The sequence below is a fragment of the Aliirhizobium wenxiniae genome, from assembly GCF_014201355.1.
GTDB lineage: Bacteria > Pseudomonadota > Alphaproteobacteria > Rhizobiales > Rhizobiaceae > Neorhizobium > Neorhizobium wenxiniae.
This window is the reverse complement of the sequence record NZ_JACHEG010000002.1, coordinates 659,394-681,000: the sequence shown is the minus strand read 5'-3', so window position 1 is coordinate 681,000 and position 21,607 is coordinate 659,394. Positions and strand designations below refer to the sequence as shown.

The 21,607-nt window shown below is 60.8% G+C and carries 20 protein-coding genes and 1 tRNA gene; 14 read left to right on the top strand and 7 right to left on the bottom strand.

Going from position 1 to position 21,607, the window contains the following annotated elements; all coding sequences use genetic code 11:
* Positions 1–79: 79 nt before the first annotated feature.
* Positions 80–421: an NIPSNAP family protein gene (locus tag HNQ72_RS11320; RefSeq protein WP_183992350.1), complete on the top strand. Its 342-nt coding sequence runs from the start codon at positions 80–82 to the stop codon at positions 419–421.
* Positions 418–765, top strand: a complete 348-nt coding sequence (locus tag HNQ72_RS11315; RefSeq protein ID WP_183992349.1) for an antibiotic biosynthesis monooxygenase family protein — start codon at positions 418–420, stop codon at positions 763–765. Before HNQ72_RS11320 ends, HNQ72_RS11315 begins: the two co-directional genes overlap by 4 nt.
* A gap of 6 nt (positions 766–771) precedes the next feature.
* Here the strand turns inward: HNQ72_RS11315 and HNQ72_RS11310 are convergent, their stop codons facing one another.
* A complete protein-coding gene (locus HNQ72_RS11310) occupies positions 772–2,412 on the bottom strand; it encodes a Na+/H+ antiporter (RefSeq protein WP_183992348.1) in 1,641 nt (546 codons plus the stop codon).
* A gap of 217 nt (positions 2,413–2,629) precedes the next feature.
* Between HNQ72_RS11310 and HNQ72_RS11305 the strand changes: the two genes are divergently transcribed.
* A complete protein-coding gene (locus tag HNQ72_RS11305) occupies positions 2,630–3,139 on the top strand; it encodes a DUF6622 family protein (protein WP_183992347.1) in 510 nt (169 codons plus the stop codon).
* Positions 3,140–3,241: 102 nt separating this feature from the next.
* On the opposite strand, the gene HNQ72_RS11300 is transcribed toward HNQ72_RS11305, so the two are convergent.
* A complete protein-coding gene (locus HNQ72_RS11300; RefSeq protein ID WP_183992346.1) occupies positions 3,242–3,832 on the bottom strand; it encodes a TetR/AcrR family transcriptional regulator in 591 nt (196 codons plus the stop codon).
* A gap of 157 nt (positions 3,833–3,989) precedes the next feature.
* Here HNQ72_RS11300 and HNQ72_RS11295 point away from each other — a divergent pair, with 157 nt between their 5' ends.
* From HNQ72_RS11295 to HNQ72_RS11285, 3 genes are all read left to right on the top strand, one after another.
* A complete protein-coding gene (locus HNQ72_RS11295) occupies positions 3,990–4,748 on the top strand; it encodes an SDR family NAD(P)-dependent oxidoreductase (protein WP_183992345.1) in 759 nt (252 codons plus the stop codon).
* 230 nt (positions 4,749–4,978) lie between these two features.
* Positions 4,979–6,064 (top strand): hypothetical protein, encoded by a 1,086-nt coding sequence (locus tag HNQ72_RS11290; protein ID WP_244654389.1) that lies wholly within the window; start codon positions 4,979–4,981, stop codon positions 6,062–6,064.
* A 148-nt stretch (positions 6,065–6,212) separates the two neighbouring features.
* Positions 6,213–7,343 carry a site-specific DNA-methyltransferase gene (locus HNQ72_RS11285; protein ID WP_183992343.1) on the top strand — a complete coding sequence of 377 codons (1,131 nt, stop codon included), beginning with the start codon at positions 6,213–6,215 and terminating at the stop codon, positions 7,341–7,343.
* A 120-nt stretch (positions 7,344–7,463) separates the two neighbouring features.
* On the opposite strand, the gene HNQ72_RS11280 is transcribed toward HNQ72_RS11285, so the two are convergent.
* Positions 7,464–7,760 (bottom strand): hypothetical protein, encoded by a 297-nt coding sequence (locus tag HNQ72_RS11280; RefSeq protein ID WP_183992342.1) that lies wholly within the window; start codon positions 7,758–7,760, stop codon positions 7,464–7,466.
* A 207-nt stretch (positions 7,761–7,967) separates the two neighbouring features.
* On the opposite strand from HNQ72_RS11280, the gene HNQ72_RS11275 reads away from it, so the two are divergent.
* Positions 7,968–8,735 (top strand): S24 family peptidase, encoded by a 768-nt coding sequence (locus HNQ72_RS11275; RefSeq protein WP_183992341.1) that lies wholly within the window; start codon positions 7,968–7,970, stop codon positions 8,733–8,735.
* Between the two features lie 26 nt (positions 8,736–8,761).
* Here HNQ72_RS11275 and HNQ72_RS11270 read toward each other — a convergent pair whose 3' ends face one another.
* Complete coding sequence (locus HNQ72_RS11270; RefSeq protein ID WP_183992340.1) at positions 8,762–9,376, bottom strand: HAD family hydrolase; 615 nt, start codon at positions 9,374–9,376, stop codon at positions 8,762–8,764.
* A gap of 14 nt (positions 9,377–9,390) precedes the next feature.
* On the bottom strand, positions 9,391–10,482 hold the full coding sequence (gene mutY / locus HNQ72_RS11265; RefSeq protein WP_183992339.1) for an A/G-specific adenine glycosylase: 1,092 nt from the start codon (positions 10,480–10,482) through the stop codon (positions 9,391–9,393).
* A gap of 93 nt (positions 10,483–10,575) precedes the next feature.
* Here mutY and HNQ72_RS11260 point away from each other — a divergent pair, with 93 nt between their 5' ends.
* The 5 genes from HNQ72_RS11260 to HNQ72_RS11240 all read left to right on the top strand — a co-directional run bounded on the left by HNQ72_RS11260 (position 10,576) and on the right by HNQ72_RS11240 (position 18,936).
* Complete coding sequence (locus HNQ72_RS11260; RefSeq protein ID WP_183992338.1) at positions 10,576–11,094, top strand: DUF721 domain-containing protein; 519 nt, start codon at positions 10,576–10,578, stop codon at positions 11,092–11,094.
* Positions 11,095–11,237: 143 nt separating this feature from the next.
* Complete coding sequence (locus HNQ72_RS11255; protein WP_183992337.1) at positions 11,238–11,939, top strand: DsbA family protein; 702 nt, start codon at positions 11,238–11,240, stop codon at positions 11,937–11,939.
* Positions 11,940–11,975: 36 nt separating this feature from the next.
* On the top strand, positions 11,976–15,437 hold the full coding sequence (locus HNQ72_RS11250; protein ID WP_183992336.1) for a chromosome segregation SMC family protein: 3,462 nt from the start codon (positions 11,976–11,978) through the stop codon (positions 15,435–15,437).
* 379 nt (positions 15,438–15,816) lie between these two features.
* Entirely contained in the window at positions 15,817–18,489 is a 2,673-nt protein-coding gene (gene ppdK, locus HNQ72_RS11245) for a pyruvate, phosphate dikinase (protein WP_183992335.1), read from the top strand.
* 87 nt (positions 18,490–18,576) lie between these two features.
* Positions 18,577–18,936 carry a VOC family protein gene (locus HNQ72_RS11240; protein ID WP_183992334.1) on the top strand — a complete coding sequence of 120 codons (360 nt, stop codon included), beginning with the start codon at positions 18,577–18,579 and terminating at the stop codon, positions 18,934–18,936.
* A gap of 7 nt (positions 18,937–18,943) precedes the next feature.
* Here the strand turns inward: HNQ72_RS11240 and HNQ72_RS11235 are convergent, their stop codons facing one another.
* The gene (locus HNQ72_RS11235) at positions 18,944–19,213 is read right to left on the bottom strand and encodes a hypothetical protein (protein WP_183992333.1); all 270 of its coding nucleotides are present in this window, start codon (positions 19,211–19,213) and stop codon (positions 18,944–18,946) included.
* A gap of 206 nt (positions 19,214–19,419) precedes the next feature.
* Here HNQ72_RS11235 and HNQ72_RS11230 point away from each other — a divergent pair, with 206 nt between their 5' ends.
* Complete coding sequence (locus tag HNQ72_RS11230; protein ID WP_183992332.1) at positions 19,420–20,313, top strand: DUF1499 domain-containing protein; 894 nt, start codon at positions 19,420–19,422, stop codon at positions 20,311–20,313.
* Positions 20,314–20,457: 144 nt separating this feature from the next.
* On the opposite strand, the gene HNQ72_RS11225 is transcribed toward HNQ72_RS11230, so the two are convergent.
* A complete protein-coding gene (locus HNQ72_RS11225) occupies positions 20,458–21,369 on the bottom strand; it encodes an MBL fold metallo-hydrolase (RefSeq protein WP_183993101.1) in 912 nt (303 codons plus the stop codon).
* Positions 21,370–21,532: 163 nt separating this feature from the next.
* Between HNQ72_RS11225 and HNQ72_RS11220 the strand changes: the two genes are divergently transcribed.
* A tRNA-Gln gene (locus HNQ72_RS11220) sits at positions 21,533–21,607 on the top strand.

Here is a 21,607-nt window from a genome sequence, read left to right as displayed (position 1 = left end):
CGATCGCTATCGAAGCATCGTCGTTGAACGGCATGGCAAAACACCCCCGTCACGAGGAAAACAAACCAAGGGAAATGCCATGATCACCTGTTTTATCCGTTACGAGATCGACCCGTTCAAGCGCGACCGTTTCGAGCAATATGCCCGCGCCTGGGGTCAGTCGATCCCGCGCAACGGTGCCGAACTGATCGGCTATTTCGGTCCGCACGAAGGATCGGCCACAACCGCCTATGGCGTCTACAATATCGAGAACCTCGCAGCCTATGAGGCGTATCGCGCCAGGTTGGCCGCCGATCCGCTGGGGCGGGAGAATTACGAATTCGCCAAGCGCGAACGTTTCATCCTGAAGGAAGACCGCATCTTCCTCAAGAACATGTCGCTACCGCACGGTGCGCCGATGGAGAAGGCAACGAAGCCATGATCGCCGTCATTTTCGAAGTCGTACCCTATATGGGCGAGCGCCATCGTTATCTGGATCTGGCTGGCGACCTGCGCAGCGAACTGGAAAAGATCGATGGTTTCATCTCGATCGAACGGTTCGAAAGCCTCACCCTTCGCGGCAAGCTTCTGTCTCTATCGTTCTGGCGGGACGAAGACGCGGTGAAGGCATGGCGCAATGTCGAGGCGCATCGCGCCGCGCAAACTGCGGGTCGCAACGGCATCTTTGCCGATTACCGCCTGCGAATCGGCCATGTGCTGCGCGACTACGGCATGTTCGAGCGGGAGGAAGCACCACAGGATAGCCGTGAAACGCATGCCGCCTAAACCCTATCAGACTGTGTAACGGGCCTCGGCAAGGTCGATCTCGCGGATAAGCTTGCGGGCGATCTCCTCGGAGACTTTCCGGGCGCGGCTCAGGCGAAAGATCTCGTCGCGCTCGGCACGCAGCGCGGCAAGACGCAGCCGCTTGTCCACCTCTTCCATCCGCCGTGCCTCCTCGGCCTCGTCGCCGATCTTCGAGCGCCCGTCGATACGTTGGCGGTAGAGCTCCATTAGCCGCGTGCCGACTTCGCCATAAAGATCGGCATCCGTGCGGCCCTCGCTCATCGCGTGCTGCAGTTTCTCGATCATCCGGATGGCGGCCTCGGCCGAGGCGATGCGAGCCGTATCTTCTTCCTGATGGTGGTCTGGCTCCGGCGGCAGTTCGATATCCTTGAGCAGGAAGGGCAGGCCGACGCTTGCAGCAATCAGCGAGAAGATGATCACGCCTGCCGCAAGGAAGATCGCCAGATCGCGGGCCGGGAAGGGGGTGATGCCGTCATCGAGAAAGAACGGCAGCGTCAGGATACCGGCAAGAGTGATGGCGCCGCGCACGCCGGCAAGCGAGGTTGCGACCAGCAGTTTCCAGTGCGGCTTGCGGATTTCCTGGCCGCGGCGGGCGGCGCGGAACAGGGTGAAATGCAAAGACACCCACACCCAGGCGAAACGAAGTGCTGCGAGCGCTGCATTGATCGCGATCACATAGCCGATCAGCCAGATCGGGTCGACATGTCCCGTCTCTGTAACGACCCGCGCCGCACCTGAAACGATGCCCGGCAACTGCTCGCCGAGCAGCACGAATATGATGCCGTTCAGCGCGAATTGTACCGTATCCCACACGGCATTGCGCCGAACGCGGGTAATGCCGAGCGCCTTGCCGCGCAATTCCGCGTAACTCATGGTGATGCCGGCGGCGACTGCGGCAAGAATGCCGGAACAATGCAGGTGTTCGGCAACCAGATAGGCGCCGAAGGGAATGAGCAGGCTGATCAGGATCTGCGCGCCGGGATCTTCGCCGAGCTTGCGCGAAACCACATCCTTTATCCGCACCACCAGCCATGTCACGCCGAAACCGATGAGGATGCCGCCGATCGCGACCCACAGGAACGTGCCCAGCGCATCCGTGAGCGAGAACGTGCCGGTGACGGCTGCCGCAACCGCAAACCGCATGCAGACGAGGCCGGATGCGTCGTTGAGCAGCGATTCCCCTTCAAGAATATGCATCAGCCGGGGAGGGATCGGCACGCGCGCCGCAATCGCCGAGACCGCCACCGGATCGGTCGGCGATACGATGGCGGCAAGCGCAAAGGCGACCGCAAGCGGCATGGCCGGGATCATCCAGTGGATCAGAAGCCCGACGCCGACAACCGTGAACACCACGAGCCCGAGCGCCAGTTCGAGGATCACGCCCTTGTCGCGAAACAGCCCCTCTTTCGGAATGCGCCATCCATCGAGAAACAGAAGCGGCGGCAGGAATAGCAGGAAGAAGATATCCGGCTCCAGCACCACCCCTTCACCGGTAATCCCGGTGATCGCCGCCCCGAATGCGATCTGGATCAGCGGCAGAGGAACAGGAAGCGGCAGAAGCCGCGAAATCGTGCCGCTGAGGATGACGGCAAGCAGCAGGACCAGGGCTATCGTGATACTGTCCATGGTTTTTCATTCCCTGCTGTTCCAAATCAAGGCCCTGAATAGGAAAGCCGCCCACTCTAGGCAAGTGTGGAAACTGGCTGTCGAGGAGTTGGGGGCGTTATCTTCCGGCGCACAGGTTATGTTTTTCATCGGCCGCGGACTTGAAGAATTCCGCTGTGATTGCCGCCTCCGCATGTGTCGCGAATTGCCTGATTGTTTTGTGGATTTTGGATAAACTATGGTCGGCGCATTTCAGATTTTGGCTCACACACCGGTCTATGTGTGGTTCCTGCTTTCCTATCTTGTCTGGCAGGGGGTGGCCGCGACAAGGACGAGAATACGTCCGCTTTGGCGGCTTCTGACGGTCCCGTTCATCTTCATGGTGCTGGGCATCTGGCCCCTGATCGGAAAATCGGCATCGGACATAAAACTGGTCGGCATCTGGCTCGGTGCAGGCCTTCTGTTGGCGTTGCCGGGCTTCGTCACTAGTCCCAGGGTGATCGCTCGGGACGCAACGAGCCGCGAGGTGACGATTTCTGGAAGCGTGGTGCCTTTCGTCAGGAACATGACGCTTTTCGTGTTGCATTATGCGCTTGCCGTCGCGCTCGCCCTTAGCCCTGATGGGGCTCAAATCCTCACCATGGCGGGCTATGCGCTATCCGGAGGCTCGATCGGTTATTTCGCCGGCTGGGCGTTCGCATTGCGCCGGCACCTGCATGACATCCCCATTGCAAGGCATTCAGCTTAGCCCTGCGAACCGCCGTGCCATGCCGCTCCGGCATCGAAGCGGGGCGAAACCGCAGCCTCTTGAACCCCGACGTCTCCTGGGCGACGGGCCTGCTTTCCAAGGTTAGGAGCCCCTGGTCGGCCACGCCGCAAGTGCCTGTTCGGCAACCGCTTCCAGCGTCTCGCGGCTGAACCCGGCCTTGGCCTGTACTGCCATGCCGTGAAGTACGGCCATCAGATATGCCGCCAGCGCATCGGGTTTGGCCGTCTCGGGCAGGTCGCCTTCCGCCTTTGCCCGCTCCAGCCGCTCGCGAAACAGTGCTTCGCCGCGCGCGCGCACCTCGATCAGCATCTGCCGCACAGGTTCGGCATCATCCGACCCGGCCAGCAGGCCGGTGATGTTGAAACAGCCCGTATGCTTTGGGTATCGCGTGTTGAGATCGATCGCGTTGTAGAGCATGTGAGCGGCGACTTCCCGCGACGTCGGTTTCTGAAGCGCATCCGGGATATAGTCCAGATACCGCTCGTAGTAGCGGTCGAGCGCTTGGGCAAACAGCGCTTCCTTGTTGCCGAAGGCGGAGTAAAGGGCAGGTCTCTCAACTCCGGCCGCCTCTGTAAGGTCGGTGTACGATGTTCCCTCATAGCCCTTGCTCCAGAAGACGCACAGGATCGCATCCAGCACCTTCTCCACATCAAATTCGCGATGTCGTCCCATTCGATCAACTCAACTACATTTCGTAACGATCGTTATTAAACGGCTTGACGTCTGAGGTCAAATTTCATACCGATCGTTATCGTAATGGTCATTACGTAAATCAGCCTGGCGTCTTCCGACATTTGGAAACGCCTTCGTGTTTATGGAAAGGTTTCCCATGTCGAAGACATTGAAGGGCAAGGTTGCCCTCGTTACAGGCGGTTCTCGCGGCCTTGGCGCGGCAATAGCTCAAGCGCTGGCGGACGAGGGTGCTGACGTTGCGATCAGTTACGTCGCCTCCGCGGAAAAGGCCGAGGCCGTCGTAGAAAAACTCAAGGCGAAGGGCGTGCGTGCACTCGCGATCCAAAGCGACCAGGCGGATATGGCAGCCGCAAAGCCGCTGGTCGACAAGGTCGTCGCGCATTTCGGCAAGCTCGATATCCTCATCAATAACGCGGCGATTGCCGTGCAGGGCAAGACCGTCGACGATCCGGAGCTTGACACGGTCAATCTCGATCGCCAGTGGCAGATCAACGTCATGGGATCGGTAGCAGCGACCCGCGCCGCAGCGCCGGTCCTGACGGATGGCGGGCGCATCATCTTCATCGGCTCGCTTTTTGGCACCCGCATACCGGTTTCGGGTGTTGCGGATTATGCAGGCAGCAAGTCGGCGCTTCTCGGTTATGCCAAGGGTGTCGCGCGCGATCTGGGCAGGCGCAACATCACCGTCAATGTGGTTCAGCCCGGTGTCATGCCCACCGACATGGCCAAGGGCGCTCTGGGCGACGAGGTGCCGGAAGCGCTGCTGGACATGCATCCGATCCGTCGTATTGCGACGCTTGAGGAAGTCTCGGCGCTCGTCACGCATCTTTCCGGCCCGAACGGCGGCTACATGACCGGCGGCATTTTCGATGTGGCAGGCGGCTTCGCGATCTGACGGGAAAGCCCGCAATACCGGCAGGCGTTCGAGAGAGCGCCTGCCGGCCCACCTTAATCTCGCCACAGGGTTGATATCATTGCGCTCCGATATGCAGCCGCCTGTCGTCGAAAGAAAATTGAGTGCCCGAAATACCGTCCTCCGCGCGCGTGAAGAAGCGCGTCGTCCTGCATTTTCCCGGATTTGAACCGCTTGACGCGGAAAGGCACCGGACCCGCTATGAAAGGGCGATGCAGAGGACTGCGGAACTCTGGGGGCTCGACGCAGATGTAGGCACTTTGCAGCAAGAGGACGGGCGAGCCTATTTCGACATCGAAACCAGCCGCCCGGAAGATGCCTGGCGAACATCAAGTCGCTTCTTCGTGTTCGATCATGGAGCGATCGTCGATCATCTGGCCGCGCGACCGCTGGCTACGCGTCTGGTTCAAGGTTTTCGAACTGCTGCAGCCGTTGTCATGGAAGGCGGCGCCTTCGGTTACTTCCGCCACGCTTGGCGTTTTGGCCTGTTCTTTATCTTCCCGTTTCTTCTGGTTGGTCTCGGCATGGCGATCAGCCTTGCGCTGGCGACCTATCCGCTATGGCTTGGCCTCGGCCTGTGGCAGCTCCCGATCGGTATTGCCCTCGGTTACCTGTTCTTCGCAAAGCTGTTCATCCCCTGGTCGGACCGGTTCCACACCCTGCATCTGTTTTCCGACTGGGACATGGCGGTTGCCGTGTCCCGCCTCGACAACGCCATCGTCAACGACTGGATAGAGAAGTCCGCGCAAGCGGCAAGCCAGGCCTTCGAGTTGCAGGCCGATGAATATGTCATAAGCTCCCACAGCATGGGATCCAGCATGGCCGCCCAGACGATCGGCCTTCTGCTCGAAAGGGAACCCGATCTGCTGGATGGCAAGCGTGTGGTCTTCGTCACCCTTGGCGGCGCCACGCTTCAATGTGCGCTGCTGCGCTCGGCAAGCGTCCTTCGGGCCCGTGTCGGCGCGATCGCCCGTGCAAAAAATGTCACCTGGCTCGAAGTCCAGTGTCTGACCGACGTGATCAGTTTCTACAAATCCTCGGTCACCGCCCTGACCGGCCATCCTGATGCGCCTCAGCCGCGTCTGGTCTTCCTCAGGATCAAGAACATGCTGTTCGCCGAGCGTTACAAGAGGATCAAACTGGATTTCCTCAGGGTGCATCGCCAATATGTGCTGGCGTCGGACCGGCGCTCGAACTTCGATTTCGGTCTGATGACGGCCGGGCCGCTTGCCGCCGTAACCTTCAAGCGCTTCTCCGGAGAATGGGCTCAGGACGCCGAGCTGGACTACCCGGAATAAGCCGTGAACGGAGAGCCGCATTAACAAAATAGCGACGGCTTTCCCAAAGTTTTCCCGAAATAATTCAGCAGCTTCAGCATTTGGTAACCAGATTGGGTAACCATAACAGCCGATAAATTCGTTTTATGTATAGCGTAGCGAGTGTGATATGGCTGCTGTTCTTCCGCTGTCTGACCTGAAGCATCAGGTCCGTCCCGACGCATGGGTTAACTCCATTATCAAGGGTGATTGCGTTGCAGCCTTGGAAGCGCTCCCCGACCATTCCGTCGATGCGATCTTTGCCGATCCGCCGTATAACCTCCAGCTCGGCGGCACGCTGCACCGTCCCGATCATTCGGTCGTCGATGCGGTTGATGACGAATGGGACCAGTTCGCCTCGTTTGAAATGTACGATGCCTTCACCCGCGCCTGGCTGCTCGCCTGCCGCCGCGTGCTGAAGCCGGCAGGCACGATCTGGGTGATCGGCTCCTACCACAATATCTTCCGCGTTGGCGCGATTATGCAGGACCTGAATTTCTGGCTCCTGAACGATATCGTCTGGCGCAAGGTCAACCCGATGCCGAACTTCAAGGGTCGCCGGTTCCAGAACGCCCATGAAACGATGATCTGGGCCAGCCGCGATGCCAAGGCCAAGGGTTACACCTTCAATTACGATGCGCTGAAGGCCTCCAACGACGACGTGCAGATGCGCTCCGACTGGCTGTTCCCGATCTGCTCGGGCGGTGAACGCCTGAAGGGCGAAGACGGCAAGAAAGTGCATCCGACCCAGAAGCCGGAAGCGCTGCTCGCCCGTGTCATCATGGCCTCGACCAAGCCGGGCGATGTCATTCTCGACCCGTTCTTCGGCTCCGGTACGACCGGTGCCGTGGCCAAGCGCCTCGGCCGCAACTTCGTCGGCATCGAGCGCGAACAGAACTATATCGACGCCGCTTCCGCCCGCATCGAAGCGGTAGAGCCGCTCGGCAAGGCGGAACTGACCGTGATGACCGGCAAGAAGGCCGAGCCGCGTGTTGCCTTCAACGTGCTGATCGAGGCCGGCCTGCTGAAGCCGGGCCAGGTTCTGACCGATGTCCGTCGTCGTTACAGCGCGATCATCCGCGCCGATGGCACGCTGGCATCCGGCGGTGATGCCGGTTCGATCCACCGGCTCGGCGCAAAGGTACAGGGCTTTGATGCCTGCAACGGATGGACCTTCTGGCACTTCGACGACGGCCAGTCCCTGCGTCCCATCGATGAACTCCGCGTCGTCATCCGCAACGATCTCGCCAAGCTCGACTGAACCACCAGTCGGACCCCTGACCTTGGGGAGTATCGCAGAGTTCCTCTTCGGGTTTTGTACCTCTAGTCCCTGAAGAGGATGATCGGCGCCCGGGTGGCTGTACCCGGGCGCCATACTTTTTCAGAAGAAGCGGGTACGCCGCAGCCGCACGCGTCCGGCCAGAAGATCGCGGCAACCCGCCAGATAGACACCACTTTCCGTGATGCTGATGCGCACTGGGCCGTCAGCCTCGAATGTCTCGCTCGTCGCATCCGTGACCGCTCCATCCACATAGGTGATCTCGACTGTGAGGCCACGGCCGGAGCGGACAAGCGTGACACGCTTGCGCAGCCCGTCCGTCATCTCGAAGGCATAGGTGCGAGCAAATTCTTCTTCGGATGCCTCGAAGGTCTGCGTCAGTTCGTCAGGATGAGACATCGGAGACTGCAATCGCTTCATGTTGGCAAAAAAAGCTCACCGCCGCTCGCGACAATGACGGCAGCTCGAAAGGATGAAATCCACTTGCAGTTGTGATTTCGCCGGCTAATCTGGATTTGCATATCCGTCCGCCAGTGGTGAAATCCTCGGCAGGCTAGTAAAAATATTTTCACCTGTAAACTGATTTCTACTCAGGGTTTGATGGAAATGAGAATTCCACTTGAGGGCGATGTCGCCGCGAAGATAGAGGCCAAGCTGGCAAAGTTTTCGCGCGGCTGGGAAAAGCTGCAGCTGGATGCTCTGCGGCGCGCCACGTCGTTCAAGGTTCTGGTCCTCTGCGAAATGCTGGGCGGCCGCACGAAGGCTGCCGAAGCGGCGGAACTTTCCGACAATACGCTCGACAATTATCGCCATGGCATCAAGGATCCGACCTATGCCACGCTGGGCCTGATGGCGGAAAAGGCCGGTATTGCCTCGCGTTATCTCGGCGGAGACTGGTCCTTCGAAGACGACGGCATCCGCATCGACCTGTTCGACCAGGCAGCAGCCACGCGCGTGCCCTTGCCGCCCGGCCTGATGGATACCCCGTCGCGGCCCTATATCCACGGTTATGACGAGATCAGGCCGTCATCTGCCGCTGCCGCCGCTGTGATCGAGGATTATTGGGCAAGGCTTGGCCTCGATCCGGACACCGTCACCACATTGCTGGCCGAAGGCGACAGTATGGTCCCGACGATCGCCGACCAGTCTCCGGTCTTCGTCGATACCGGTGACCGTGATCTGGCCGATGGCGGCATCTACGCATTGCGGATCGAAAAGCGCCTCGTCATCCGCCGCATCCAGCGACTTGTCGGGGGAGGGCTGCAGCTTCTGGCCGACAACAACGCCTCCTATCCACCACAGGAAATCGGCGAAGCACTATCCGCCGATCTCCATGTCATCGGTCGCGTGCGCAGCGCAGCCTTCGCCTGCTGACGATAGCTGCGCCAAGCCGGTGTTACCTAGACATCGATGCCGTGAGCGATGAGATCCTGCTTCAGCTTCTCGGCGCCGGTAAACTGCACGGCCTTCCAGCCTGCGGCGCGCGCGCCCTCGACATTGACCATCGTATCGTCGATGAAGATCGAGTTTTCCGGCGTAAGTCCGAAATCCTTCGCATGCCGTTCGTAGATCGCCACGTCCGGCTTGATCAGTCCGATCTCGCCCGACACGGTGATACCGCGCGTCGAATTGAGGAACGGATACATCTTGCGTGCCTCGACAAAAGTGTCGGCCGCAAAATTCGTCAGCATCGTCACGTCATGGCCCTTGTCGATCAGCCCGAGCATGATGGCGACGCTGTCGTCATAGGAATGCGACACCATTTCGGGCCAGTATTTGCGAAATGCGCGGATATGCTCTTCCCGCTCGGGATATTGGGCAATCAGCAGAGCTTCTGCGTCTTCCCACTTGCGGCCGCGGTCCTGCTCCAGGTTCCAGTCATGGGTGCAGACATTCTGGAAAAACCATTTCCGCTCTTCGGCATCCGGAATGATGCGCGAAAACGGCAGGTTCGGATCGTAGTGAATGAGAACCTTGCCGATATCGAAGACGATGTGGTCGATCTTGTCTGCCATAATGTTTCCTGCGGTCAGTGTTTTGCAAAGGCTGTCGGAATAGCCTGAGTGATTACCTTTTTCATGACAGTCGGCAAAGCCTCGTCATCGAGCTTTTCTACAGGCACCCACCAGCCTGTCGGCTCTTTACCGGCAGGAACCCGCGTGCGGAAAACCGAAAGCCTGAGTTCGAAATGGGTAAAGACGTGGGTAATGGCGCCGCACGAATGCCAATCCGAGTAGAAGGGCGCATGGTCGACATCGGTTCCGCCATCGATCCGCGCCGTCCATGCGGTGGTCGGCACTTCGGTCATTCCGCCGAGCAGGCCGGTTTCGACGCGCCGTCTCAGCAAGATCTCGCCATTCTCGGTCACGGCGACAAAGGCTGCGCCGACGCGGATCGGCTTTTCCTTTTTCGCCGCCTTGACCGGAAAACGCTCCGGCTCGTGTTCCGCCAGCGCCAGACAGTCATCGCGGAAGGGACAGAGCGCGCAGGCAGGGCGCTTCGGCGTGCAGATCGTGGCCCCCAGGTCCATCATCGCCTGAGCGAAATCACCGGGTCGGTCGGTCGGTGTCAATTCGCGCACCCTTGCCTTCATCTCGGGCTTGGAGCCGGGTAGTGGCGCATCGATAGCATAGAGCCGCGAGATGACCCGCTCGACATTGCCATCCATGACGGCCGACGGCCGGTTGAAGGCAATCGCTGCAACGGCCGCGGACGTGTAGTCCCCGATGCCGGGAAGCGCGCGCAGTCCCTCTTCGGTATCAGGGAATATGCCGCGATAGTCGTTGGCTACCGCCTCGGAGCATTTTTTCAGGTTGCGGGCGCGGGCGTAATATCCAAGCCCTGCCCATGCGGCCATCACGTCTTCGGAAGGTGCGGCCGCCAGATCCGTCACCTTCGGCCAGCGCTCCAGAAACTTGGCGAAATACGGTTTGACCGCCTGAACGGTCGTCTGCTGCAGCATCACTTCGGAAAGCCAGACATGATAGGGATCGGCCCGTTTCCCGGCCTTCGCCGCGGACGGACTGACGCGCCACGGCAGTTCCCGGTGATGGCGGTCATACCAGGAAAGCAGTTTTGCTGCGTGGGTGAGCGTGGGTATCGGGGATAACGTATCGAGCATCGTTTGCCGTTTTAGGGGTGCGTGCCCTATACTTGGAAGATGAATGCGCCGGCATCAAGGACGGCTCAAGTCTGTGAGACCGGTTATCCAGCGATGAATTACCCATCCAAGAAGACGCCTTTCAACCGCAAGGGTGCAAATCAGATCGCCGAGATCGCCAACGGCATCATCGATCCGGTGCTGGCCAAGCGCGCCGGCATCTCGACGGCGCTTCTCGGTTCCTGGGACGAAATCGCCGGCGAGGAGTTCGCCGATTGCACCCGGCCTGAAAAGATCACCTGGGCGCGCAATGACGGTTACCGGGACGACGGTTACACGCCCGGCGTGCTGACGATTGCCTGCGAGGGCGCACGCGCGCTGTTCCTGACCCATGCCCAGGGCGAACTGATCGGCCGCATCAACAGCTTCTTCGGTTTTCCGGCCGTGCGCCAGATCCGCATCGTCCAGAAACCGGTCTCGCCGCAACTCAAGCATCCGCGCACGCCGCGCCCCTTGAAGGGTGAGCCGGCCCGCAAGCTGCATAACATGATGGAAGGCATCGAAAGCGAGGCGCTGCGCAAGGCGGTCGAGCGTCTGGGCACCGCAGTGATGCAGCAAAAGCGCACACGTTGAGGTGAAGCTGGGCTTGAGCCCCGGTTTTCCCAGCTTTCGTCACAATTCTTTGAAGTAAGTTACCTATCGGCAACTTGCCGAGGATTGAGCGCCGGGATACGGAGGTTCCAATCTTTCCTTATTTGCTCTCAAACGGGTGTCCTATGCTTTTGAACGATATGACCATGACCAGACGCGCGCTTCTCGGCGGTGTGGCCGTCACAGCGCTCGCTCTTGCCCTTCCGCTCAGCGTTACCGATGCTCTCGCTCAGGAAAAGCCGGAATCGCAGGGCGATGTCGACATGGCTGCAGCGCTGAAGCCCGGCACCCTGCCGGAAATGGCGCTCGGCAGTGCAGATGCCCCGATCAAGGTCATCGAATACATGTCGATGACCTGCCCGCATTGCGCAAACTTCCACAACGTCACCTTCGACCCGATCAAGACCAAGTATATCGATAGCGGCAAGGTGCAGTTCATCATCCGCGAATTCCCGTTCGATCCGGTCGCAACTGCCGCCTTCATGCTGGCACGCAGCAACCCGCAGAAGCCGGAAGAACTGGCAACGCCGGAACAGTATTTCGCGATGGTCTCCATGCTGTTCAAGCAGCAGCGCGCCTGGGCGGCCCCGGCTGACAAGGATGTCCGCAATGCGCTGATGCAGACGGTCAAGATTGCCGGTTACACACAGCAGACTTTCGAAGCCTGCTTGACGAACCAGAAGCTTCTCGATGAAATCAATGCTTCGGTAAAGCGTGGCGCGGATGAATTCACCGTCAACTCCACGCCGACCTTCCTGATCAACGGGAAGAAGTATTCTGGGGACATGTCGGTTGAATCCATGTCGGCGCTTTTCGACAGCATCTGATAACGCTCTCTCCATCGGGAGAGTGAGGGGCGCAGCATGAAGTTCAACAAGCTGCGCCTCGTCGGTTTCAAGTCCTTTGTCGAGCCGACCGAATTTTTCATCGAGCGCGGCCTGACCGGAGTGGTCGGGCCGAACGGCTGCGGCAAGTCCAACCTTGTCGAAGCGCTGCGCTGGGTGATGGGCGAAAACTCCTACAAGAACATGCGCGCGTCCGGCATGGACGACGTCATCTTCTCCGGTTCAGGCAATCGCCCCGCCCGCAATACCGCCGAGGTCGGGCTTTACCTCGACAATTTCGATCGCACCGCACCGGCTGCTTTCAACGATGCCGACGAGATCCAGGTCACCCGCCGTATCGAGCGGGAGAACGGCTCCGTCTACCGCATCAACGGCAAGGAAAGCCGTGCCAAGGATGTGCAGCTGCTGTTTGCAGACGCCTCCACCGGCGCGCGCTCGCCCTCCATGGTCGGGCAGGGCCGTATCGGCGAGCTGATCAACGCCAAGCCGCAGGCCCGCCGGCAATTGCTGGAAGAAGCAGCCGGTATTTCCGGCCTGCATTCGCGTCGCCACGAGGCGGAACTGCGCCTGCGCGCCGCCGAAACCAATCTGGAACGGCTGGAAGATGTCGTCGTCCAGCTGGAAAGCCAGATCGAAAGCCTGAAACGCCAGGCCCGTCAGGCAAACCGGTTCAAGTCGCTGTCCGCCGATATCCGCGCCCGCGAGGCGATGCTGCTGCATATCCGCTGGGTCGAGGCCGAGCAGGCGGAACTGGAAGCCCAGACCGCGCTGAACCAGATCACCGTCACGGTCGCCGAAAAGGCGCAAGGTCAGATGGAAGCGGCCAAGGATCAGGCCGTCGCCAGCCTCAAGCTGCCGGAACTGCGCGAGGAAGAGGCGAAAGCCGGTGCCGCCCTGCAGCGCCTGCAGATCGCCCGCAGCCAGCTGGAAGAAGAAGCAGGACGGCTGCTCAAGCGTCGCGACGAACTGACCCGTCGTCTGGCGCAACTGGCCGAAGATATTCGCCGCGAGGAACAGCTCGCCGCCGACAATACGTCTTTCCTTGAAAAACTGGACGAGGAAGAGGCCGAGCTGAACGACATGCTGGCCGATAGCGGTGCCGAAAGCGCCGAGCTCAGCGAAGCATTCGAGGCAGCGGGTGCAGCCCTTGCCGAAAGCGAACAGCTGCTGGCGACGATCACCGGCGAGCGCGCCGAAGCCGCGGCCGGTCGCAACCAGCTCGAACGCCTGATCCGCGATCTTGCCGAACGCCGCCAGCGCCTCGATCGCCAGCGGCAGGATGCGGCGGCCGAACTCGATGCCGTTTCCGAACGTCTGGACGCGCTGGATGACCCGGCTGAAAAGGCCGAGCTGGTCGAAGCCGCCGAGATCGCTCTGGAGGATGCGACCGCCGCTGCCGAAGAGGCGGAAGCCGCACTCAACTCCACCCGCGCTGCCGAAGTCTCCGCCCGCCGTCCGGTCGAGGATGCAAAGACCAGGGTCAACGGTCTGGAGACCGAAGCCCGTACGATCAGGAAGATGCTCGCTGCCGGTGCCGCTTCCGGCGATTATGTGCCGGTCGCCGAAATGATGCATGTCGAGCGCGGTTATGAGGCGGCGCTTGGTGCGGCGCTCGGGGATGATCTCGAAAGCCCGGTCGATGACGCAGCTCCGAGCTACTGGTCGGTGAGTGGCGATACCTCCGGCGATCCGCGCCTGCCGGATGGCGTCGAACCACTGTCAGCTCGTGTAACGGCCCCGCCGGAACTTAACCGCGCATTGGCGCAGATCGGCATCGCCTCGGCCGGCAACGCGCAGAGCCTGATGGCATCGCTGAAGCCCGGCCAGCGGCTCGTGACCAAAGAAGGCGCCGTCTATCGCTGGGATGGCCATGTGACCGGATCGGAAGCGCCCGGTGCCGCCGCCCTGCGCCTGTCGCAGAAGAACCGCCTGTCCGAACTCGAAGCCGAGATCGATGAAGCCCGCGATGTTCTGGCCGAATGCGAAAGCCTGCTCGCCGATGCCGTCGCCGAAATTGCGACGAGCGAGCGCATGCTTGCGGATGCGCGTGACCGGGTGCGGCTTGCCACGCGCCAGGTTGCCGATGCGCGTGAGGCGCTGGCCGCAGCCGAACGCGCCTCGGGTGATCTCATGCGTCGCCGCGATGTGGTGACCGAAGCGCTCAATCAGGTCGACACGCAGATCGAGGATGTCGATATTCAGGGCGAAAACGCCCGTATCGAACTCGAAAACGCGCCGGACCTGTCTGATCTCGACAACCGCCTGCGTGACCAGCAGGCAACCGTCGCCACCGATCGCGGGCGGCTGGCGGAAGCACGTGCCCGGTATGAAGGCCTGAGCCGGGAGCTCGAAGCCCGCAAGCGCCGTATCGCAGCTATCGCCCAGGAACGCTCGTCCTGGAAGGCTCGCGCCGACAGCGCCGCCGCCCATATCGAAAGCCTGCGCGAGCGCGAGGAAGAGGCCCGCGACGAGATCGTCGAACTTGAGGCCGCTCCCGAGGAGGTCGACGACCGCCGTCGCAGCCTGCTTTCCGAATTGCAGAAGGCGGAAGAGGCGCGAAAGCGTGCCGCCGACGAATTGGCTATTGCCGAAACCCGCCAGCGCGAGGCCGACCAGCGTGCCGCCATCGCTCTTTCCGAACTGGCGGATGTGCGCGAAAAGCGTGGCCGTGCCGAGGAACGTCTGGTGTCCGCCGCCGAGCGCCGCCATGAAAGCGAGCAGCGCATTCGCGAGGCATTGAATGTCTCGCCACCGGAGGTCCTGCGTCTCGCCGGCCTACAGCCTGGGCAGCCGCTACCGGATATCCGCGCCATCGAGCGCGAGGTCGATCGCCTGAAGATGGAGCGCGAGCGGCTCGGCGCCGTCAACCTGCGTGCCGACGAGGAACAGAAGGAGCTTTCCGACAAGCTCCAGACCCTGACCCGCGAGCGTGACGACGTGGTCGACGCGATCCGCAAGCTGCGTGGTGCGATCCAGAGCCTCAACAAGGAAGGGCGCGAGCGCCTGATCGCCGCCTTCGATGTGGTCAACGCCCAGTTCCAGCGCCTGTTCACCCATCTCTTCGGCGGCGGTACGGCAGAATTGCAGCTGATCGAATCCGAGGATCCGCTGGAAGCCGGGCTTGAAATCCTCGCCCGTCCGCCAGGCAAGAAGCCGCAGACCATGACGCTTCTCTCGGGCGGCGAACAGGCATTGACCGCGATGGCGCTGATCTTCGCCGTCTTCCTGACCAATCCAGCACCTATCTGCGTGCTGGACGAGGTGGATGCGCCGCTCGACGACCACAATGTCGAGCGTTACTGCAACCTGATGGACGAGATGGCCGCCTCGACCGAGACGCGCTTCGTCATCATCACCCATAATCCGATCACCATGGCGCGCATGAATCGGCTGTTCGGCGTAACCATGGCGGAGCAGGGTGTCTCGCAGTTGGTTTCCGTCGACCTGCAGGCTGCCGAACTGCTGCGCGAGGCAAGCTGAAATTATCGACAGTTTTTCCTGTCATAATTGTTTCTAGTCACATCTACGTTGTTTCACCCATATAGGGGATGCGCCGGATGTGGTATATGGCTATGCAGAATTACGGATTCGGCGGGGGCTGGGGGGCGTCTTTGGGCGCAAAGGCCATTCGGCGAATATGTACCCCCCGCGTGGGTTTCCTGTCCTGCGCGGAAGGCTTTGCGGGGCCGAGTGTGATCCGGCCCCGCAAAGCTTTTATCCCTCTCTCGTTCGGGTTCGCCTCAGAATTGCGCCAAATTGCCTGTTGCATAATGCTGCAGCGCACATAATCCTGCCGCCTTGATTTCCCAAGCTGTTGCAAAAGCTCCGAATTTCGGAGAAAAAGAGCGGGGAGGCAGGTATGGCGAAACGGGTTTATTGGTTCGGTGGCGGCAAGGCAGACGGCGGTGCCGTGGATGTCGCGCTGCTGGGTGGCAAGGGGGCGCATCTCGCGGAGATGGCGAGCCTTGGCCTTCCCGTACCTCCGGGACTGACCATTACCTGTGACTGTTGCCACGAATTTTTCCGAAACGGCAAAAAGATTTGCGACGACCTGAAGGCCGATGTGCTGGAAGGTTTGAAAGCCGTCGAGCAGGAAACCGGCCGTATTTTCGGCGGCAGCGAGAGGCCGCTGCTTCTCTCCGTCCGTTCCGGATCGCGCGCCTCCATGCCCGGCATGCTGGATACCGTCCTCAATCTTGGCCTCAATGATGAAACGGTGCAGGCGCTCGGCCATGATGCCGGCGACGCCCGTTTTGCCTGGGACAGCTATCGCCGCTTCATCCAGATGTATGCCGATGTCGTCATGGGCCTCGATAACGAAATCTTCGAAGAGGTGCTGGAAGACGAAAAGGGCCGCCTCGGCCGCCAGCACGATACGGATCTGTCCGCCGTTGAATGGCAGCATGTCGTCACGCTCTACAAGCGCCTGATCGAGGACGAACTGGACGAGAGTTTTCCGCAGGACCCGCATGTCCAGCTCTGGAAGGCGATCGCCGCGGTGTTTTCCAGCTGGCACAATGCCCGTGCCGTCACCTACCGCACGCTCCATCGCATCCCCGAAACCTGGGGTACTGCCGTGAATGTCCAGGCCATGGTCTTCGGCAATCTCGGCTCCACCTCAGCCACCGGTGTTGCCTTCACCCGCAACCCGTCCACCGGCGAAAAGGCCCTATACGGCGAGTTTCTCGCCAATGCCCAGGGTGAGGATGTCGTCGCCGGCATCCGTACGCCCCAGTCGATCACCGAGGAAGGCCGGCTTGCATCCGGCTCCGAAAAGCCGTCGATGGAAAAGCTGATGCCGGAGGCGTTCCAGGAATTCCGCGGCATCTGCGATCGTCTCGAACAGCACTATCAGGACCTGCAGGATGTAGAGTTCACCGTCGAGCGCGGAAAACTCTGGATGCTGCAGACGCGCACGGGAAAACGCACGACCAAGGCCGCCATGCGGGTTGCCGTGGAAATGGTCGAGGAGGGGCTGATTACCGAGGAACAAGCGGTCTGTCGTATCGACCCGCCGTCGCTCGATCAGCTACTGCATCCGACCATTGATCCGCGCGTTCCCCGCCACCAGATCGGCTCGGGCCTTCCCGCCTCGCCGGGGGCTGCGACCGGTGAGATCGTTTTCACCGCCGAACAGGCGGTCGCGGCGGAAGCCGAAGGAAAACGTGTCGTGCTCGTGCGCATTGAGACCAGTCCGGAAGACATTCACGGCATGCACGCGGCAGAAGCGATCCTGACGACACGCGGCGGCATGACCAGCCACGCGGCGGTCGTCGCGCGCGGCATGGGCATCCCTTGCGTCGTCGGCGCTGGCTCGATGCGGGTCGATCTGCGTAACGAAACGCTGACCGGAACCGGCGGCGTGACGCTCAGAAAAGGCGACATCGTTACCGTGGATGGCTCATCCGGCCAAATCCTCAAGGGCCGCGTCGCCATGCAACAGCCGGAACTCTCCGGTGACTTCGGCAAACTGATGGCCTGGGCCGACAGGGCGCGTCGCATGCAGGTGCGCACCAATGCCGATACGCCGCAGGACGCCCGCTCCGCGCGCTCCTTCGGGGCGGAAGGTATCGGTCTTTGCCGCACCGAGCACATGTTCTTCGAAGGGGATCGCATCCACGCGATGCGCGAGATGATCCTTGCCGAGGACGAGGCTGCCCGCCGCGCCGCGCTTGCAAAGCTTCTGCCGCTGCAACGTTCGGATTTCACCGAGCTTTTCACCATCATGCACGGCCTGCCGGTCACCATCCGCTTGCTCGACCCGCCGCTGCATGAATTCCTGCCCAAGACGGAAGCCGAGATCGACGACGTTGCCCGTGCCATGGGCATGTCCGCCGATTTCCTTGCCCGCCGCATCGATGCGATCCACGAATTCAACCCGATGCTCGGCCATCGCGGCTGTCGCCTTGCGATCTCCTATCCCGAGATCGCCGAGATGCAGGCGCGCGCCATCTTCGAGGCTGCGACAGAGGCGGCAAAGGCAACCGGCGAGCCGGTGGAGCTGGAAATTCTCGTGCCGCTGGTCGGCCTCAGGGCCGAACTCGATTACGTCAAGGGCGTCATCGATGCCGTAGCCGGCCACGTCTGGAGCGAGACCGGCATGGAAATCGGTTATCTCGCCGGCACCATGATCGAGCTGCCGCGCGCTGCGATCCGCGCCCATGTCATTGCCGAAACCGCCGAATTTTTCTCCTTCGGCACCAACGACCTGACGCAGACCACATTCGGCATGTCGCGCGATGACGCGGCAACCTTCATCCCGACCTATCAGCGAAAGGGCATCATCGAACACGACCCCTTCGTCTCGCTGGATTTCGATGGCGTCGGCGAACTGATCCAGATTGCCGCAGAGCGCGGCCGCAGGACCAAGCCTGATCTCAAGATGGGCATTTGCGGCGAACATGGCGGCGACCCGGCATCGATCCACTTTTGCGAAAATGCCGATCTCGACTATGTCTCCTGCTCGCCTTTCCGTGTGCCGGTGGCGCGCCTCGCTGCAGCCCAGGCCGCTATCGCCAAACGCAGCACCTGACCCTTCAGCCGTGAAGGGGGCTCAGGATGGCGTGAACTTGGCCGTTCATGTTAGTATGCCCCTGGCGGAAAGCCTGGGGAGGGGACGATGCCGAATCTCGATCATGTCAACATCCACACCCGCGATGCGGCTGTGATGATCGATTTTTTGACCACGCTTCTCGGCGTGGAGGAGGGGTATCGCCCGCCATTCGGCATGCCGGGCCACTGGCTCTATCTCGAGGGCCATCCCGCCATCCATCTGAATGTCGTGGAGCGCCCGGAGGATTTTCCGCAAGGTATGCTCAACCACGCAGCCTTCGCCTTTTTCGATCGGAACGATGCGATCAGCCGGGCGACGGCGACCGGTTATCGTCTCGAACACGATGAGATACCGGGAGCAGGTATCGGTCAGATATTCGTCTATGGCCCCGAAGGCATCAGGATAGAGCTGCAGTACAGGCAGTAGCGGGGTCTTACGGTCTGTGAACGATCACGCGCCGTTCGACCACGATCGGCGAGTGCCAGAACATCTGGTCGTTGCGTTCCATCATCGAGCGGGTCTGTGCGCGTCGGTCGAGTTCGATATCGAGCAGGCATCGCGCCATGGCATCCGTTTTGGCACGAAAACCGTAGCCTGCGCAGGCGCGCTCGTCGGCCGCTCGCCGCTCCTCCGGTGTCATCGTCTGGCACGAGGCCAGAATGAGAAGCAGTGCCGAGGGGATGAGAATTCGGTAAAGACGCATGGTCATGCTCCATCAGGTCGCACGGAAGAGCCGCGAACAGGTATGTAGAGCATTCGACGATGAAATGCGCGGGGCATGAAAAAAATCGAGGTGGAAAAACCGGCAGCAGAGGGCGTCAGCAGTGGCCCACGATGCTTTGAGATTCCATTCTTGCGACACCTGTCCTACACAGTCTTGATTGTTTCGTCCGGAGCTTGCGCCGCAAAATGACTGTCCGTTTCGTCCGGCCCGTTTCCCAATCCGCTTATCTTGGCCGGCGGTTGGCTTTGTCGGCATTGCTGCTGTTCGTGATTGTGGCTCTGGCCCATCGTTTCGGCCCGTTGAACGAACCGGATTTCCTGGCGCTTCTGTTCCTGTCCGCAGCCATCGCTGCCGTATCCCTGCCGCTTTCGCTCGTTGGCCTTGTTCGCTTGTGGCAGGTTGGGGCCGATGGCGGCGTTGCGGCCATGAAGGGGCTGATCTATGCGGCATTGCCGCTTGGCACAGTCGCTTATGGGGCCGTGCAATATTATGCGAAGCCGGCAATTTACGACATTTCCACCGATCTGGCTGATCCGCCGGCTTTTATCTCCGAATTGCATTTCGCCCAGCGCTGGCTTCCCAGACCCCCGGTGCCTGCGGCAGGCGAGCGGCGTGCCCAGTTCGCAGCTTACCCGGGTTTGATCGGCAGGCGGTATGAGGGTGCGCTTGACCGTGTTTATGATGGGGTCCGCAAGGCATCCCTGTCCGCCAGAATTGCGATTGCAAAGACCGACGGGCTTTCGCTGGTCGAGCCTGACCGGACCGAGCGAAGCGCGCCGAAGGATGACCAAGCGCCGGTCCCGGATATCGCGCCAGTGCCGTTGCCACGGCCCGAACCATCACTGGACGGCGCTGTCGGTAATCCGACCGAGGTCGTGTTGCAGGGTGCGACCCGCACATTGATCGCCGGATTGCGGTTCGATGTTGTCATCCGTTTGCGCGAGGATGCCGAAACGACCTTTGTCGATATCCGTGTCGTCTCTCGCTATGGGCCGCATGATCTCGGTTTCGGTGCGGAGATCGCCGAGGATTTTCTCGACCGCCTCGACGCCGAACTGCTCGGGCTCTCTGGCGGCTAGAGCAATTCCAGCAAAAGTGGGAACCGGTTTTGCGTCCGGAATTGCGTTAAAACAACGCGATAGAGCCGTTTCGCGTTTCGAAGAAAGGCGGAAATGCTCTAAAGTCGCAACCGGATTGCGTAAGCAAAGCGACAGGCAATTCTGTCAGGCCGGCCGATAGATCCCGTGCAGCGAGGGTGGCCCATCGGTTGCTACTCGACCTTTTTCAAGAAGGTCTTCGATATGGGCAAGAACCGAAAGCGCTGCCGCGCCATGCAGCTTGGGATCGGTGTTCACGTAGATGGCCTTGACCATGTCGGCGATCAGTCTGTCGCCCGCCAGAATGCGTTCCATCACGGCTCGTTCCCGCATCCGCCGATGGGTCCGCAAGCCCCGCAGGAATGAAGCAGGCTCGCGCACCGGGCCACCATGGCCGGGAAAATAGATCCGGTCCTTGCGGGCTAGCAGCTTTTCGACAGAGGCCATGAAATCGGCCATGGATCCGTCCGGCGGCGCAACGATCGTTGTCGCCCAGGCCATCACGTGATCGGCCGAAAACACGATGCCGGTATCCTCCAATGCGAAGACGGAATGGTTCGCCGTATGGCCGGGCGTGTGAATGGCCGAAAGCGCCCATCCATCGCCTTCGATCACCTGCCCGTCGGCAATCGCGATATCCGGCAGAAAATCCGTATCGGCGCTTTCGGAAAAAGGATTGATCTCCCCTTCGTGCAATGGCCGTGCTGCGCGATGTGCACCTTCTGCTACCGTCAATGCACCCGTAGCGTCTTTCAGGCGCGCTGCCAGCGGCGAATGATCTCTGTGCGTATGGCTGACGAAGATATGGCTGACTTCCCGACCATCGATGGCCCGCATCAGCGCATCGAAATGCGCTTCGTTGTCGGGGCCGGGATCGATGACGGCCAGCGAGGATTTGCCGACGATATAACTGTTGGTACCGTAAAAAGTGAAGGGTGAGGAATTGTTGACCGTCAGTCGCTGAACGCCCTGCGCAATCGGTACGGCATGGCCGTAGTCCGGAGAGAATTCGGTGTCGAAATCCATATCGCTTGCCATGCCCTGCGTCTTGTCAGCCTTTTCCTTCGCCATATCCCGCTTTATTCCAAAAACTATCGCAAGGAAAATAGGCGGATGAACGAAGATAGCCGTTGAGGGCGGGATAAAGCTTTGCTAGAGGAAGCGCCTGCCGTGCGGCATTTTCATGCGGTCACGGAAGTGTTGGGGCGTCGCCAAGCGGTAAGGCACCGGTTTTTGGTACCGGCATTCCCAGGTTCGAATCCTGGCGCCCCAGCCA

What these genes read in the sequence shown, in the direction of transcription:
- HNQ72_RS11255 (WP_183992337.1), top strand. Translation starts at nt 11,238, where the DNA reads ATGCTTTTGAACGATATGACCATGACCAGACGCGCGCTTCTCGGCGGT.
- ppdK (WP_183992335.1), top strand. Translation starts at nt 15,817, where the DNA reads ATGGCGAAACGGGTTTATTGGTTCGGTGGCGGCAAGGCAGACGGCGGT.
- mutY (WP_183992339.1), bottom strand. Translation starts at nt 10,482, where the DNA reads ATGCTCGATACGTTATCCCCGATACCCACGCTCACCCACGCAGCAAAA.
- HNQ72_RS11240 (WP_183992334.1), top strand. Translation starts at nt 18,577, where the DNA reads ATGCCGAATCTCGATCATGTCAACATCCACACCCGCGATGCGGCTGTG.
- HNQ72_RS11250 (WP_183992336.1), top strand. Translation starts at nt 11,976, where the DNA reads ATGAAGTTCAACAAGCTGCGCCTCGTCGGTTTCAAGTCCTTTGTCGAG.
- HNQ72_RS11275 (WP_183992341.1), top strand. Translation starts at nt 7,968, where the DNA reads ATGAGAATTCCACTTGAGGGCGATGTCGCCGCGAAGATAGAGGCCAAG.
- HNQ72_RS11230 (WP_183992332.1), top strand. Translation starts at nt 19,420, where the DNA reads ATGACTGTCCGTTTCGTCCGGCCCGTTTCCCAATCCGCTTATCTTGGC.
- HNQ72_RS11295 (WP_183992345.1), top strand. Translation starts at nt 3,990, where the DNA reads ATGTCGAAGACATTGAAGGGCAAGGTTGCCCTCGTTACAGGCGGTTCT.
- HNQ72_RS11270 (WP_183992340.1), bottom strand. Translation starts at nt 9,376, where the DNA reads ATGGCAGACAAGATCGACCACATCGTCTTCGATATCGGCAAGGTTCTC.
- HNQ72_RS11315 (WP_183992349.1), top strand. Translation starts at nt 418, where the DNA reads ATGATCGCCGTCATTTTCGAAGTCGTACCCTATATGGGCGAGCGCCAT.
- HNQ72_RS11280 (WP_183992342.1), bottom strand. Translation starts at nt 7,760, where the DNA reads ATGTCTCATCCTGACGAACTGACGCAGACCTTCGAGGCATCCGAAGAA.
- HNQ72_RS11305 (WP_183992347.1), top strand. Translation starts at nt 2,630, where the DNA reads ATGGTCGGCGCATTTCAGATTTTGGCTCACACACCGGTCTATGTGTGG.
- HNQ72_RS11225 (WP_183993101.1), bottom strand. Translation starts at nt 21,369, where the DNA reads ATGGCAAGCGATATGGATTTCGACACCGAATTCTCTCCGGACTACGGC.
- HNQ72_RS11320 (WP_183992350.1), top strand. Translation starts at nt 80, where the DNA reads ATGATCACCTGTTTTATCCGTTACGAGATCGACCCGTTCAAGCGCGAC.
- HNQ72_RS11260 (WP_183992338.1), top strand. Translation starts at nt 10,576, where the DNA reads ATGAATTACCCATCCAAGAAGACGCCTTTCAACCGCAAGGGTGCAAAT.
- HNQ72_RS11310 (WP_183992348.1), bottom strand. Translation starts at nt 2,412, where the DNA reads ATGGACAGTATCACGATAGCCCTGGTCCTGCTGCTTGCCGTCATCCTC.
- HNQ72_RS11285 (WP_183992343.1), top strand. Translation starts at nt 6,213, where the DNA reads ATGGCTGCTGTTCTTCCGCTGTCTGACCTGAAGCATCAGGTCCGTCCC.
- HNQ72_RS11235 (WP_183992333.1), bottom strand. Translation starts at nt 19,213, where the DNA reads ATGCGTCTTTACCGAATTCTCATCCCCTCGGCACTGCTTCTCATTCTG.
- HNQ72_RS11300 (WP_183992346.1), bottom strand. Translation starts at nt 3,832, where the DNA reads ATGGGACGACATCGCGAATTTGATGTGGAGAAGGTGCTGGATGCGATC.
- HNQ72_RS11290 (WP_244654389.1), top strand. Translation starts at nt 4,979, where the DNA reads ATGCAGAGGACTGCGGAACTCTGGGGGCTCGACGCAGATGTAGGCACT.